At 56.6% G+C, this 14,409-nt stretch carries 11 protein-coding genes; 9 read left to right on the top strand and 2 right to left on the bottom strand.

Going from position 1 to position 14,409, the window contains the following annotated elements:
* Nucleotides 1–342: 342 nt before the first annotated feature.
* Together ACTTKG_RS04780 and ACTTKG_RS04775 are read right to left on the bottom strand one after the other, a co-directional pair.
* Complete coding sequence (locus tag ACTTKG_RS04780) at nt 343–1,518, bottom strand: aminotransferase class I/II-fold pyridoxal phosphate-dependent enzyme (RefSeq protein WP_442673113.1); 1,176 nt, start codon at nt 1,516–1,518, stop codon at nt 343–345.
* Complete coding sequence (locus ACTTKG_RS04775; RefSeq protein ID WP_442673112.1) at nt 1,515–1,994, bottom strand: Lrp/AsnC family transcriptional regulator; 480 nt, start codon at nt 1,992–1,994, stop codon at nt 1,515–1,517. The genes ACTTKG_RS04780 and ACTTKG_RS04775 overlap by 4 nt, the downstream gene beginning before the upstream one ends.
* Nucleotides 1,995–2,134: 140 nt before the next feature.
* On the opposite strand from ACTTKG_RS04775, the gene ACTTKG_RS04770 reads away from it, so the two are divergent.
* From ACTTKG_RS04770 to ACTTKG_RS04730, 9 genes are all read left to right on the top strand, one after another.
* Nucleotides 2,135–2,617 carry a YhcH/YjgK/YiaL family protein gene (locus ACTTKG_RS04770; RefSeq protein ID WP_442673111.1) on the top strand — a complete coding sequence of 161 codons (483 nt, stop codon included), beginning with the start codon at nt 2,135–2,137 and terminating at the stop codon, nt 2,615–2,617.
* Nucleotides 2,618–2,669: 52 nt separating this feature from the next.
* Nucleotides 2,670–6,455: a phosphoribosylformylglycinamidine synthase gene (locus tag ACTTKG_RS04765; protein WP_442673110.1), complete on the top strand. Its 3,786-nt coding sequence runs from the start codon at nt 2,670–2,672 to the stop codon at nt 6,453–6,455.
* 365 nt (nt 6,456–6,820) lie between these two features.
* Nucleotides 6,821–7,726, top strand: a complete 906-nt coding sequence (locus ACTTKG_RS04760; RefSeq protein ID WP_442673109.1) for a DUF2156 domain-containing protein — start codon at nt 6,821–6,823, stop codon at nt 7,724–7,726.
* Nucleotides 7,727–7,733: 7 nt separating this feature from the next.
* The gene (locus ACTTKG_RS04755) at nt 7,734–8,630 is read left to right on the top strand and encodes a DMT family transporter (protein ID WP_442673108.1); all 897 of its coding nucleotides are present in this window, start codon (nt 7,734–7,736) and stop codon (nt 8,628–8,630) included.
* A gap of 137 nt (nt 8,631–8,767) precedes the next feature.
* Nucleotides 8,768–9,907: a cell division protein FtsZ gene (ftsZ, locus tag ACTTKG_RS04750; RefSeq protein ID WP_442673107.1), complete on the top strand. Its 1,140-nt coding sequence runs from the start codon at nt 8,768–8,770 to the stop codon at nt 9,905–9,907.
* A 62-nt stretch (nt 9,908–9,969) separates the two neighbouring features.
* Nucleotides 9,970–10,716, top strand: a complete 747-nt coding sequence (locus ACTTKG_RS04745) for a tRNA threonylcarbamoyladenosine dehydratase (RefSeq protein WP_442673106.1) — start codon at nt 9,970–9,972, stop codon at nt 10,714–10,716.
* Between the two features lie 96 nt (nt 10,717–10,812).
* Complete coding sequence (locus ACTTKG_RS04740; RefSeq protein ID WP_442673105.1) at nt 10,813–11,772, top strand: TAXI family TRAP transporter solute-binding subunit; 960 nt, start codon at nt 10,813–10,815, stop codon at nt 11,770–11,772.
* Nucleotides 11,773–12,306 (top strand): DUF1850 domain-containing protein, encoded by a 534-nt coding sequence (locus tag ACTTKG_RS04735; protein ID WP_442673104.1) that lies wholly within the window; start codon nt 11,773–11,775, stop codon nt 12,304–12,306.
* Between the two features lie 9 nt (nt 12,307–12,315).
* Nucleotides 12,316–14,247: a TRAP transporter permease gene (locus ACTTKG_RS04730; protein WP_442673103.1), complete on the top strand. Its 1,932-nt coding sequence runs from the start codon at nt 12,316–12,318 to the stop codon at nt 14,245–14,247.
* Nucleotides 14,248–14,409: the final 162 nt, after the last annotated feature.

Raw genomic sequence — 14,409 nt, 5'->3', positions numbered from 1 at the left:
CAAGCTCACGGTTTCGCAGATAGCAGATGCGACGCAGTTGTCGTTGGAAGAAGTGCAGCGATTGGCTGGAACGACGGGCGCATGAAAGACCACAGGGATTTTGCAATAGGAAAAGCCCCGCTTGAGCGCTTCTCGAAAGAGAGGACGCGCAGGCGGGGCTTTTTGTTTCCATTACCATGAAGCCCCAAGAGGTCAAGCCGAAGGTGCAGACCGATTGGCTAGACTTCTGTAAGGCGTGAGGATATATGTACAGTGTGCTTCTTTGCCAGTGTCATCGCAGGAAACGGGCTAAAAAGCGCATCATGCCGTCATGTGTGGCGGCTGAAGATATGTCCTGAAAGTTTACTTGCGATGATTTTTGAGAAAGTTGCCGATCCTTGCGAGGGCTTCGGAGATCTTGTCAATGGATGTGGCGTAGGAACAGCGGATGTGACCTTTGCCGCTTTCGCCGAAAGCGCTGCCGGGGACGAGGGCAACGTGCTCTTTGCGCAGAAGGTTTTCGGCAAATTCTTCGTCCGTGTAGCCGCTCGACGCGATGTTTGGGAAGATGTAGAAAGCGCCTTTCGGTTCGAAGCATGAGAGACCGAGTTTCAAAAAGCCGTCGTAGATAAGGCGGCGGCGGCGGTCGTACTCGGCGACCATCTTTTTCATGTACTTTTCGCCGCGGCGCAGCGCTTCGATGGCGGCAATCTGTGCTGTGATGGGAGCGCAGAGCATCGTGTACTGATGGATTTTCGTCATGGCGGCGATGATGTCGGGGTTGCCGAGCGCGTAGCCGATGCGCCAGCCGGTCATGGCGTAGGCTTTAGAGAAGCCGTTTAGGAGGATCGTGCGCTCTTTCATGTTGGGCAGAGAGGAAAACGCCGTGTGCTTCATGCCGCCGTAGGTGAGGTCGCCGTAGATTTCGTCGGATATGACGATGAGGTCGTGCTTTTCGGCGAAAGCGGCGATTTTCAGAAGATCGTCCTTTGCCATGACGGCGCCCGTCGGGTTGTTCGGGTAGCCGATGAGAAGCGCTTTCGTACGCTTTGTTACATGTGGTTCCAGCTCTTCGGGCGTAATGCGAAAGTCATTTTCGAGCTTTGCGGCGACGGGGACGACTTTGCCGCCCGCGAATGTGACGCAGGCTTGGTAGGAAACGTAGCAAGGCTCGGGGATCAAGACTTCGTCGCCGGGTGAGAGGATGGCGCGTAAGGCGAGATCCAAGGCTTCGCTGACGCCGACGGTGATGAGGATGTCCTTCGTCGGTTCGTAGAGGGCGTCGTGTTCGCGTGCGTAGAGGGCGGCGATTTCTTCGCGCAGCTCAAGCATACCGCGATTCGCCGTATAGGAAGTGTAGCCCTGCTCAAGACCGTGGACGCAGCTTTCGCGAATCGACCAAGGCGTGACAAAATCCGGCTCACCGACGCCTAAAGAAACGACGTCATCCATTTCGGCGGCGATGTCGAAGTATTTGCGTATGCCCGAGGGCGGCACGGCATGGACGGCGGGTGCGATGCGGTCAGTCCATTTCGTCATGGCGACACCACCAGTCGGCGGTCTTTCTCTTTGTCGTCGATGATCGTACCGTCCTTCTTGTACGCTTTGAGCATGAAGTGGCTGCGTGTCTGCGTGACGCCTTCGATGGTCGAGAGTCGTGTCGCGACGAAGTTGGCGACGTCTTGCAGGGATTTGCCCTCGATGATAACGAGGAGATCGAAGCTGCCGCTCATGAGGTAGACGGTGCGTACTTCTTCAAAGCGATAGATGCGCTCGGCGATGGCGTCAAAGCCGACTTCTCGCTCGGGCGTAAGGTTGACTTCGATGATGGCATTGACGCTGTTGTCACCGAATTTTTGCCAGTTGATCAAGGTGTTGTAACTCAAGATGATCTTATCCTGTTCAAGCCCTTTGATTTCCTTTTCTACTTCATACTCGCTTTTCTTGAGTACGGCGGCGATTTCGCCGATGGGACGTCGGGCGTCGTGCTCTAAGAGTTCCAGGAGTTCGCGCATGATCATTTCCCCTTCTCTGCTAAAATTCGCATACTTGCGGAGATTCGTCTTTCATCATATAATATAAAATACACGAAGATCATATCATAGAATAAATAAGGAAATCAATCGCTTTTTCGAAAAGCGAAGGGGGATTGCTTATGATGACGGGCATTATCGGGGTGTCAAAAGACGAGCAGAAGGGGTATTCGGCGGCGCTGACAAAGGCGCTGGCTTTTTTGCGCTCGCAGGATTTTCGCAGTATGTCGGAAGGACGCCATGAGATCGACGGTGATAAGATCTTCGCGCTGCTCTCGCGCTATACGACGCGTCCGCAGGCTGAGTGCGTACCCGAGGCGCACCGAAAGTTTGTGGATATACAGTATGTTGCGGAGGGGGAGGAGTTCCTTGGCTGGTGCCCGATGAGTCCTGACCTCTTGGAGATGACGCCGTACGATGAGGAGAAAGACGCCATCTTCTACCGCGCCTTGATTCCTGAGAGCAACATTTTGCTCAAGGCGGGAAGTTATGCCGTGCTCTATCCGGAGGATGTGCACCGTCCGGGTGTTTCTGTGCTTGATGAGTATCCGGCGGAGGTGACGAAGGTCGTCGTGAAGATTGATTTGGATTTGATGAAGCAATAAAGAAATTGACAGATGCGGTGCGAAGAGCCAATGGAGAGGATGGTCTGCAGGCATGAGTGTAAGAAGACTTTTTGTAGAGAAACGACAGGGGTATTTTGATATTCCGGCGCAGCAGCTTTGCGATGATCTGACGGAGACGTTTCGTCTGGCGACGGAGCTGAAGGCAGTGCGCATCTTTATTCGCTATGATATCGAGGGGCTTTCCGATGAGGAGTATAAGGCGGTGCGCGACGTCGTCTTTTCTGAGCCGCCCGTCGATACGATCTACGAGGAGAAACTCCCCGACTTTCCCGAGTCGAAAGCGTTCGCCGTTGAGTATTTGCCGGGGCAGTATGATCAGCGTGCGGATTCGGCGGCGCAGTGTGTGCAGCTCGTGACACAGAAGGAGCGTCCGACGATTCGCACGGCGCTCGTCTATGTACTTGTCGGTTCGATTTCTCCGGCGCTCTTGGCGCAAATCAAGGAATACTGCATCAATAAGGTTGAGAGCCGCGAGGCGTCGCTGCAGAAGCCCGCTACGCTTGCGGAGAAGATCGAGGAGCCTGCCGATGTTGAGACGATCGCAGGTTTTTGTCAGATGGATGCGGCGTCGCTTGGGCGTTTTATGGCAGAACGCGGCTTTGCCATGAGCATCGAGGATATGCAGTTTTGCCAGAAGTACTTTGTGACGGCGGAGAAGCGCGACCCGACGATCACGGAGCTTCGCGTCATCGACACATATTGGTCGGATCACTGCCGCCATACGACGTTCATGACGGTCATTGACAAGGTGGATTTCGGCAACGGCAAGTATGCGCCGATGCTCGCGCAGGCATTGAAGCTCTATATGCTCGATCGTGAGAAGGTCCATGCGGGGAAAAAGAGCGACGTTTCTTTGATGGATCTCGCCTGCATCGGTATGAAGGCTTTGCGTCAGCAGGGGCTTTTGGAAGATCTGGACGCTTCCGACGAGGTCAATGCTTGCAGCATCGTCGTACCTGTGGTGATTGATGAAAAGGAAGAAAAGTGGCTCGTGATGTTCAAGAACGAGACGCACAACCATCCGACGGAGATCGAGCCTTTCGGCGGTGCGGCGACGTGCTTGGGCGGTGCGATCCGTGATCCGCTGTCGGGGCGTTCCTATGTCTATCAGGCGATGCGCGTGACGGGATCCGCCGATCCGCGCGGCAGGATCGACGCTACGTTGCCGGGAAAGCTGCCACAGAAGAAGATCACACAGGGGGCGGCGGCAGGCTTCAGCGCCTACGGCAACCAGATCGGTCTTGCAACGGGCGCGGTGCATGAGGTCTACCATGAGGGCTACATGGCGAAGCGCATGGAGATCGGTGCGGTTTTAGGCGCTGTGCCGCAGGCGGATGTCGTACGTCAGACGCCGGAGCCGGGCGACGTCGTCGTCTTGGTCGGCGGTAGGACGGGGCGTGACGGCTGCGGCGGTGCGACAGGCTCTTCGAAGGTGCATACGGAAGCTTCGCTGACGACGGCGGGCGCCGAGGTGCAGAAGGGAGATCCGCCGACGGAGCGCAAGATCCAGCGTCTTTTCCGCCACCCTGAAGTCAGCCGCTTCATCAAGCGCTGTAACGACTTCGGCGCGGGCGGTGTTGCGGTCGCTGTCGGAGAGCTTGCGCCGTCTTTGGCGATTGATCTCGATGCGATCAAGAAGAAGTATGAAGGTCTCGACGGTACAGAACTCGCTATCTCCGAGTCGCAGGAGCGCATGGCGGTCGTCATGCGTCCCGAAGCGCTGCCCGTCCTCATAGCGTTTGCTGATCGTGAGAACTTGGAAGCGACGCCGATTGCTCAAGTCACGGATACGGGCAGGCTTGAGATGGTCTGGCGTGGTCAGCGCATCGTCAGCTTGGCGCGTGTGTTTCTTGATACGAACGGCGTCAAGCAGCATGCTCGCGTGCAGCTCCAATCGCCCGATGTGGAGTCGAACTATCTGCGCCGCCTGCCGCCTGCGGTCGTCAAGAATCAAAGCAATCTCACGGCGGCATGGCTTGCAAATCTCGCCGACATCAATGTTGCCAGTCAGAAGGGGCTTTCCGAGCGCTTTGATTCGACGGTCGGCGCGGGCACGGTCTTGATGCCGTTCGGCGGCAAGAATCAGCTGTCGCCGCAGCAGGGAATGGTTGCGAAGATTCCTGTCAAGTCGGGAGAAACGGATACAGCGACGGCGATGACGTTTGGCTTCGATCCGTATCTGACGGAGTGGAGCCCGTTCCACGGCGCACTCTATGCCATCGTGGAAGCGGTGACGAAGATGGTGGCGCTCGGTGCGGATGCATCGACTGTGCGCCTTTCGCTGCAGGAATACTTTGAAAGCCTTGGCAAAGATCCCGAAAAATGGGGTATGCCGTTTGCGGCGCTCTTGGGTGCGCTTTGGGCGCAGCATGAGCTTCGTATTCCCGCTGTCGGCGGCAAGGATTCGATGTCGGGCACGTTTGAGAACATCCATGTGCCGCCGACGGTCGTCGCTTTCGCCGTCAACGTCATGAAGGCAAGCGAGGCGATCTCTGCGGAATTCAAGTATGCGAACAGCAAGGTCTATGCCATCGAAGTGCCGACCGATGCGAACGATCTGCCCGTATTCGCCAACTTGCGCCGCAACTATGAGCGCGTGCACGCGCTCATGCAGAGCCGCCGCGTCTTTTCGGCATCGAGTGTCGGCAGGGGCGGCATCGCAGCGGCTTTGACGAAGATGTGCTTGGGCAATGACCTTGGTTTCAAGGCTGCGCCCGGCGCCATCAAGTTTGAAGATCTCTTCCGCCCGGCTTATGGCACGCTGCTTCTTGAGATGAGCGAGGCGGTCAACGTGACGGAAGCGCTCGCCGGCGTCAAGTGGACGCTGCTTGGGCGTACGACGACGGTCGCGAGCATCGTCTGCAACGGCATGGTGCAGACGCTTAACGAGCTGCGGGAACCGTACACGTCGGCGCTTGACGGCATCTTCCCTGCGATGGTCAGGAGTAAGGGCAGGACGGCGTCGCCTGCCGCGCCGTTCCGCCGCGGCGTGCGGCAGCGCGCCAGCGACCGCTACACAAAGCCGCGCATCTTCATGCCCGTGTTCCCCGGCGCCAACTGCGAATATGAAACGCAGCGCGCTTTCGAGAAGGCGGGTGGCGAAGTTGATACGCTCGTCATTCGGAATCTCACGCCGCAGGCGGTTGAAGAATCGGTACAGGCAATCGCCGCCGGTATCAACAAGGCGCAGATCCTCATGCTGCCGGGCGGCTTCTCAGGCGGCGATGAGCCGGACGGATCGGGTAAGTTCATCGCGGCGACGCTCAGAAATCCGCGCATCGCCGAGGAGATCATGGAACTTCTCCAGAAGCGCGAGGGGCTGATCCTCGGTATATGTAACGGATTCCAAGCCCTCATCAAGCTCGGGCTTCTGCCCTACGGCAAGATTATGCCGCTCGATTGGGAGGCGCCGACGCTCACGCACAACACGATCGGCAGACATGTCTCGTGCATGGTGCAGACGCGCATCATGTCGAACCTCTCGCCGTGGTTCAACAACGTCTCGGTCGGCGATATCCATACGATCGCCGTTTCGCATGGTGAGGGGCGTTTCGTTGCCGATAAGGAAGTCATCGCGAGGATGCGTATTCGCGGTCAGATCGCAGCGCAGTATGTCGATGAATCGGGTGAGCCGACGATGGAATCGCCGTTCAACCCGAACGGCTCCACCGAAGCGATTGAGGCGATCACAAGCCCCAATGGACGAATCCTTGGCAAGATGGGTCACTCCGAGCGTGTCGGCGATAACATCTCGAAGAATGTGCCGGGCAACAAGGAGCAGGGACTCTTCGACGCAGGCGTGCGCTTCTTCCGCTGAGGCGCTGAAAATAGTCAAAAAAGAAGGGCAAGCCGCAAGGCAAGCCCTTCTTTTTTGGGATAGAGAAAGAATTAGATTTTCAAGCAGCAGGGAGGCACAGAAGTGTGGAAAGAGCCGCCGTTGCCGCTGGCATCGAGCCGGCTGCTGGATTCCTGCTCGATACGAAAAGTATAGCATGGTAAGATTAAAGGACAGGTGCAGTCGCAATTAAAAAGCAATTAACAATCCCGACCAAAATAGAAGGGATTGTTAATTGCTTGACAGAGTTGATATAATGATAGAACAGCCGGCGGAAAGCGCACCGTCCGACAGAATTGTTGAGACATTGAATGTATCGGCGCTTCCTTAGTGCGAACAAGAGAGGAATGAGCATCATAGATTTTCGAGGACTGCAAAAAGAGGATAAGCCGCTGCTCGACTGTTTTTTTCGGGCGCGGTATTATGAGAATTCGCATTTCAACTTTACGAACCTCTACATGTGGCATGAGCCGTATAAAATCATGTGGGCAAAGGAAGATGATGTGCTTTATATGAAAGCGGAGTGGGATGGCCGTGAGTTTGCCATGCAGCCGTTCGGACCGCAGGAGAAGATGCCGGCGGCGATTCGAGGCGTCTGCGACCACTTCAAATCGCAGGGGAAGCCGGTGCGATTTTCGGGCGTCGAGCGCTCCTTTGCCGACCTTTTGGAACGTTTGGATGGGATGGATTTCGTCGTTGAGGCTGATCGCAACAATTTTGACTATGTGTATCTTGCTGAGGACTTGATGAAACTCGCGGGGCGCAAGTTTCATTCGAAAAAGAATCATTTGAACAGTTTTCGCAAGAATTATCCCGAGGCTGAGTATCAGCCGATCACGGATGAGATTGTCACACAGTGTAAGTTGACGATCAACGGCTGGTACAAGCAGCGTGCGCATGAGATTCCCGACGATCCGTTTATCGCATTGGAGCGTCAAGCGATCATCGAGGTGTTGAATAACTTCAAGGATTTTCGCCTCAAGGGAGGCGCGATTCTCATCGGGCAGCGCGTCGTCGCTTTTACTTTCGGAGAGCAGCTCAACGACGATACGGCGGTCATCCATGTGGAGAAGGCCGACCCTGAGGTGCGAGGGGCGTATCCTGCCATAAATCAGGCGTTCGTCGAACATGCTTGGTCCGATATGACGTATATCAATCGTGAGGAAGACATGGGCATCGAGGGGCTTAGGCAGGCGAAGGAATCGTACAAGCCGGTGAAGCTCATCGAGAAATTCAACGCTTGGCTCAAGTGAAGCGGAGGTGAAGTTCGTGCGTCTGCGCGGCAGTTTGGCGCTCTTTATCGCCGCTTTCATCTGGGGGACGACTTTTGTCGCTCAGTCTGTCGGCATGGAAAGCATTGGTCCTTTTACATACGGCGCGGCGCGCTATGTCGTTGCTGTGCCTGTCGTGCTCCTCTTGTGGCTGCTCTTTGCGCCGAAGAGACGTGCGGCGAAGGCGGCGGGTGCGTATCGTTCGGGCTTTAAGGCGGGGGCGCTCGTCGGCGTGGTCCTCTTTTTGGCGACGACCTTGCAGCAGGTGGGGATGCAGTATACGACGGTGGGAAAGACGGCGTTCATCACATGCCTTTATCTCGTGTTTGTGCCGCTCGCCGCCGTCTTTTTGGGCAGCCGCATCCGTACGCTTCATTGGTGCGGCGCGTTTTTGGCTCTTTTTGGGCTGTATTGCTTGTCGATGAAAGATGGCTTCTCCCTCTCCTACGGTGATGCGATCATGGTCGCAAGCTCTTTGCTTTGGACGCTGCACATCATCTGCGTCGGACGTTTTGCAGCCTTTGTCGATGTTGTTGAGCTTTCCGCGGCGCAGCTTTTTGTCTGTGCCTGCGCGAGTCTCGTGCTCGCTTTTCTCTTTGAGCAGCCGACGGCGGCGGACATCGAGGCGTCGGCTGCGGCGATTCTCTATGCAGGCGTCATGAGCTCGGGCGTCGCTTTTACTTTGCAGATCGTTGGGCAGCAGTATGCCGAGCCTGCCTTGGCAGCTGTCATCATGAGCCTGGAGTCGGTGTTCGGCGCCGTTTCGGGTGCGATTTTTCTTGGCGAGTCGCTGCGTGCGGCAGAGCTTTCCGGCTGTGCCTTGATGCTTGCAGGTATGCTTTTGACGCAGCTGGCGGGGGTTCGTGGAGATAAGCGTCTTTCGTGATTCTTTACGGGAGCAATGAAATATTTTCCCCTTTTTTGCAGGAATGACGAAAGAAACGGCGAATAAATGCAAGTGGATAATTAGCGATAAGTGTCAACGGATGGAGCCGTAAGGCGCAGAGAGGGGGGACCGCTTCCATGATAACGGACGACACGAAGATCAAGAGAGCGGTAGTCACGATAAAGATCGTCGGTGTGGGCGGGGGCGGCAACAGTGTCCTTGAGCGCATCGCTGAAGGGAATGATCTCGATGTGGAGCTTATCGCGATCAATACGGATGTGAAGCATCTCGGCTATATGGAAGAGACGGGCGTCAAGACGCTCGCTATCGGCCGCGAGCTGACGAAGGGGCTCGGGACAGGCGGCGTGGCGGATCTCGGCGAGGCGGCGGCGAAGAGCGATGCCGAGAAGATCAAGGCGGCGATGCGGGGCGCTGACCTCGTATTCGTCACGGCGAGCATGGGCGGCGGCGCGGGCACGGGCGCGGCGCCTGTTGTCGCAAAGCTTGCGAAGGATCTGGGCATATTGACGGTCGGCGTTGTGACGGTGCCGTTTTCGTTTGAAGGTGCGCGCAAGAAACGTATCGCGAATGAGGGCATCGCAAAACTGCAAGGCAATCTCGACGCTCTGATCGGCATACAGAATGATAATCTCATGAAGCTGCCTGAGAACAAGCAGCTGTCGCTCGTTGACGCTTTCAAGGCGGCGGACGATGTCCTTAGACAGGCGATTCAGTGCATCACGGAATTGATCTTGACGACGGGCGTCATCAACGTCGATTTCGCCGATGTTACGTCTATTTTCCGCCAGAGCCAGAGCGGCGACGCACTTCTTGGCATTGGCGAGAGCCAGATGAGTGCGGTCGAAGCCGTGAAGAAGGCGGTCGAGAGTCCACTCGTCGAGAAGTCTTTGAAGGGCGCGCGCGGTCTGATCCTGAACCTCAGCGGCAGTGAGGCGATGACGCTCTATGATGTCAATGCGGCGACGCAGTACATTTACGACAATACACATCCCGATGTGAATATCATTCTTGGCACGGTCATTGATTCTGCCATGGGGCAGAAGATCCGCGCGACGATCATCGCGACGGATTTCGTCGATGGTGTCGTCATGAAAGTGCAGCGCATGGAAGCGCCCGCGAGCAAACTTAAGACGGAGAGCATTGCATCTCTTGAACCGCCGTCTTTCATGAAGCGATCGACGGAGAAGATGCCGTCCTTCGCCCCGCGCGTCGACGCTCCTCTGCCGAAGTTCGACCCGTTCCATCCGAAGAAGTGACGGACGTCTCTTTTTTCGGAGCCGGATGACGCAGGTGTTTGCTCAGAAGGGGGCGATTTTTGATGGACGAGCAGTTTTGCCGCACGGCGATGCTCATCGGTGCGGCGGGCGTCGAGCGTCTGCGGTCGGCGCGCGTCGCTGTATTCGGCGTCGGCGGCGTCGGCTCGTTTGCTGTGGAGGCGCTGGTGCGTGCGGGCGTCGGACGCATCGCGCTCATCGATCATGACACGGTCGCCGCATCGAATCTCAATCGTCAGCTGGCAGCACTTCATAGCACGATGGGGCGCAGCAAGGCGATGGTCATGAAGGAGCGCATGGAGGACGTCAATCCATCCGTCACGATCGAGGTAATCGAGGATTTCTTCCTGCCCGAGCGGGCAGGTCTTTTTTTTCATGGCGCTTACGACTATATCGTCGATGCCATTGATACCGTCACAGGAAAGATCGGACTCGTCTTGGAAGCGAAAAAGCGTGGCATTCCCATTGTGAGCAGCATGGGCGCCGGAAACAAGCTCGACCCGACGAAATTCGAAGTTGCCGACATCTATGATACGAGCGTCTGTCCGCTGGCGCGTGTCATGCGCCGTGAATTAAAGTCGCGCGGCGTGCTTGCCCTAACGGTCGTTTACTCCAAAGAGAAGCCGAAGAAACCGCTTTTTGCACCGATGGAAGAGAAGAAGGATGAGCGCAGCTGCATGGACAAGCAGCCGCCCGGCAGCATTTCTTTTGTGCCGTCTGTCGCAGGCTTGATTCTCGCAAGCGTCGTCGTGCGGGATCTCATTGGGGCGGATGCGGGCGCCGCTCCGTGAAACTTCCATAGAAGATTTCTTTGCATCGTTATATAAGATATGTTATAATAGCATACGTAGTATATAATAAGATTATATTTCTAGGAGGTATTAACCATGAATTTGGGCAAACTTGGGAGAATCCTTTCCGCAACGGCGCTTTTGATTTTCTCCACGGTTCTGCTTGTCGGCTGCGGTGCATCGAGCGGCAACAAGTTCATCAACATCGCTACGGGCGGCACGGCAGGCACCTACTACCCGATCGGCGGCGCTATGGCGGAGATCTTGAACAAGGCGGTTCCAGGCATGAATGCCAGTGCGCAGTCCACGGGCGCGACGGTTGCAAATATCAATATGCTGAAGGAAGGCTCGGTCGATCTCGCTATCGTGCAGAACGACATCACATATTATGCAGTGAACGGCACGGAGATGTTCAAGGATAAGAAGGTCGAAAATCTGCGCGGCATCGCGGCGCTCTATCCCGAGACGTGTCAGATCGTCACGCTTGATTCGAGTGGCATCAAGAGCGTCGCTGACCTCAAGGGCAAGCGCGTTGCCGTCGGCGCGGCGGGCAGCGGTGCGGAGGCAAACGCGCGCCAGATCCTTGAAGCGTACGGCATCACATACGACGATATTGACGAGCAGTACCTGTCCTTCGGCGAGGCGGCGAGCGCCTTAAAGGACGGCAATGTTGACGCGGCTTTCGTCACGGCGGGCTTCCCGACGGCGGCGGTGCAGGATATCACTTCGCAAAACAAGGTGCGCCTCTTGCCGATCGAGGCGGACAAGGCGGACGCTCTGATCGCAAAGTATCCGTTCTACACGAAGACGACGATTCCGGCGGGCACCTATGCGGGCTTCGATGAAGAGGTGCCGGGCATATCCGTCATGGCGATGCTCGTCGCGACGGACAAGGTGGACGATAAACTCGGCTACGATATCACGAAGGCGCTCTTCGACAACCTTGAAAAGCTGCAGGCGGCACATTCGGCAGCGAAGCAGATCACGAAGGAAAGCGCGAAGAACGGCATGTCCATCGAACTCAATGCCGGTGCAGAGCGCTACTTCAAGGAATAAATGAAGAAGCAGCTGGGGGTGAGGCTCTTCCTCGCCGCCCTCGTGCTTGCGGCGCTTGCAGATTTTCTGATACGCCCCTTGCTCGTCGTAGAAAGCGAGCAGGGGGCTATCCTTTATTTCGAAAGGGCGTATGCAGGGATGCCTGTGGAGATTCATTTCATCCACTCGGTGCAGAAAACGCCCGTCGAAGAAAATCTTCATGTAGACAACGAGCTTGCGGGCTTTGTGCTCGATTCGACGCGGTATCAATCCTTCGGCGTGGGGCTGCCGTTCCTCGCGAGCGAGGGACACTTTCGCGCAGAGGGCGATCATTTCGTCATGGACGGTATGGAGAGGCGCTTTCCTCGTTTGTCTTTGCGAACAGGCGTCGGCACGGAACTGACGCTTGTGCTTGACGGTACGGAGGAACGGTTGTTTGAGAAGTTGGAGCCGGGCAGCCGCATCGACCTCGCAGTCATGCCTCCTTGGCAATGGGGCATGGAAAAGCTTTTTGGCAAAGCGCATGGAGCCGCAAATGCGGCAAGAAAGGAATGATGTTCAGCTATGCCGGATAAGAAGCATACAGAGCTTGCGAAGGAAGCTCTGAAAAAATACGATAAGGAGGCCAATGCCATTGAGCACAAGGGCTTTATGGCGAAGGTCGTTGCGGTGATCGCTATCGCGTTTTCGCTCTTTCAAATTTATACGGCGCTTTTCGGTGTGCTTGATGCACAGCTGCAGCGTGCGGTTCATCTGGGGTTCGGTCTGACGCTCGTCTATCTGCTCTTCCCGATGCGGCAGGTTTGGTCAAAGAATAAGCTGCATGTCGTTGATGTCATTCTCGCCGTCTTGGGCGCCGGCGCTCCTGCTTACATCATCTTCGCCTATCGCAGTCTCGTGACGCGTGCGGGTACGGTCAATTCGCTCGATCTTGTCGTCGGACTTATCGGTATCTTGCTCGTCATAGAAGCGACGCGCCGTGTCGTTGGTATGCCGATGGTCTGCGTCGTCCTCTTTTTTCTCGCGTATGCATTCGCAGGTCCTTATTTGCCCGGCGTGCTTGCGCATCGCGGGTTGAATCTCGATCAGCTCGTCGCGCATCTGTTCTTTACGACGGAGGGCGTGTTCGGCATACCGCTCGGCGTGTCCTCGACGTTTATCTTCCTTTTCATTCTCTTCGGTGCGTATCTTGAGTCGACGGGGTTGGGCAGATTTTTCATCGACCTTGCAAATGCTGTGGCGGGCTGGGCGCGCGGCGGCCCCGCGAAGGTCGCCGTGCTTTCGAGCGGACTCATGGGAACGGTCTCGGGAAGCTCGGTCGCCAACGTCGCGGGTACGGGCGCCTTCACGATCCCCATGATGAAGAAGCTCGGCTACGAGCGCGACTTCGCGGGCGCGGTCGAGGCGGCGGCGTCGACGGGCGGTCAGCTCATGCCGCCCGTCATGGGAGCGGCAGCGTTCCTCATGGCGGAGTTCGTCGGCGTGCCGTATTTTGACGTCGTCAAGGCGGCGACGATACCGGCGCTCCTTTACTTCCTCGGTATATGGCTCGGCGTTCACTTCGAGGCGCGCCGCAGCAATCTCCAGGGCGTGCCTAGAAGCGAGCTGCCGAAGGCATGGGCGATCCTTAAAGAGCGCGGACACCTCGCGATTCCGCTCGTCGTCATCATCTATCTTCTCGTATCAGGCTTCACGCCGATGCGCGCGGCGCTTTGGGCGATCGTGCTTTCGCTCGTCGCATCGTCTCTTCGGAAGTCAACGCGCATGAAGCCGGTCGAGATTGTGCGCGGGCTGGAAAACGGTGCGCGAAATGTCCTTGGCGTTCTCGTCGCCTGCGCTTCGGCGGGCATCATCATCGGCGTTGTGACAAAGACGGGCGTAGGATTGAAGCTCGCTTCGGCGCTCTTGGATCTCTCGGGCGGTATGCTGCTGCCGACGATGTTCTTCACGATGATCACATCGATCATTCTCGGCATGGGCGTGCCGACGACGGCGAACTATGTCATCACCTCGACGATCGCCGCGCCCGCACTCGTGCAGATGGGGGTTCCCGTGCTCGCGGCGCACATGTTCGTATTCTACTTCGGCATCATCGCCGACGTGACGCCGCCCGTTGCGCTCGCCGCTTTCGCCGGCTCCGCCATCAGCGGCGGCAAGCCGTTAAAGACGGGTATCAACGCATCGAAACTGGCAATCGCCGCTTTCATCATCCCGTACATCTTCGTACTCTCTCCCGTCGTCTTGATGATCGACGCGACGCCCGTAGGTCTTATCACGGTGCTCTTGACTTCGATCATTGGCATGGTCGGTTTGAGTGCGGCGATGATCGGCTGCCTTGTGAAGCCGATGCATTGGCTTGAGCGCCTTTTGATGTTTGTCGGCGGACTCTTGATGATTCAGCCGGGGCTTGTGACGGATATGGTGGGGTTCCTTTTGCTCGCTTCTGTATTTTTTGTCCAGCAAAGACGCAGCAAGGCGGAAGCCTGCAGTCTTTGACGGGAATTTTTCAGGACGCATATTCCGCCGTCCTAAGATTCGGCAGGAGACGCTTTTTCACCCGTTTCCCTTGGCAGCATCATCAAAGATGCACGCTGTACATACGTCCTCATGTCATATAGAAGCCCAGCCAATCGGGCTGCTTCCCTTGGGCTTGACTTA

Origin of the sequence: Selenomonas sp. (assembly GCF_052169755.1) — a bacterium.
GTDB lineage: Bacteria > Bacillota > Negativicutes > Selenomonadales > Selenomonadaceae > Selenomonas.
Note: the sequence above shows the minus strand (reverse complement) of the source record. Positions and strands in the feature narration are given on the sequence as shown.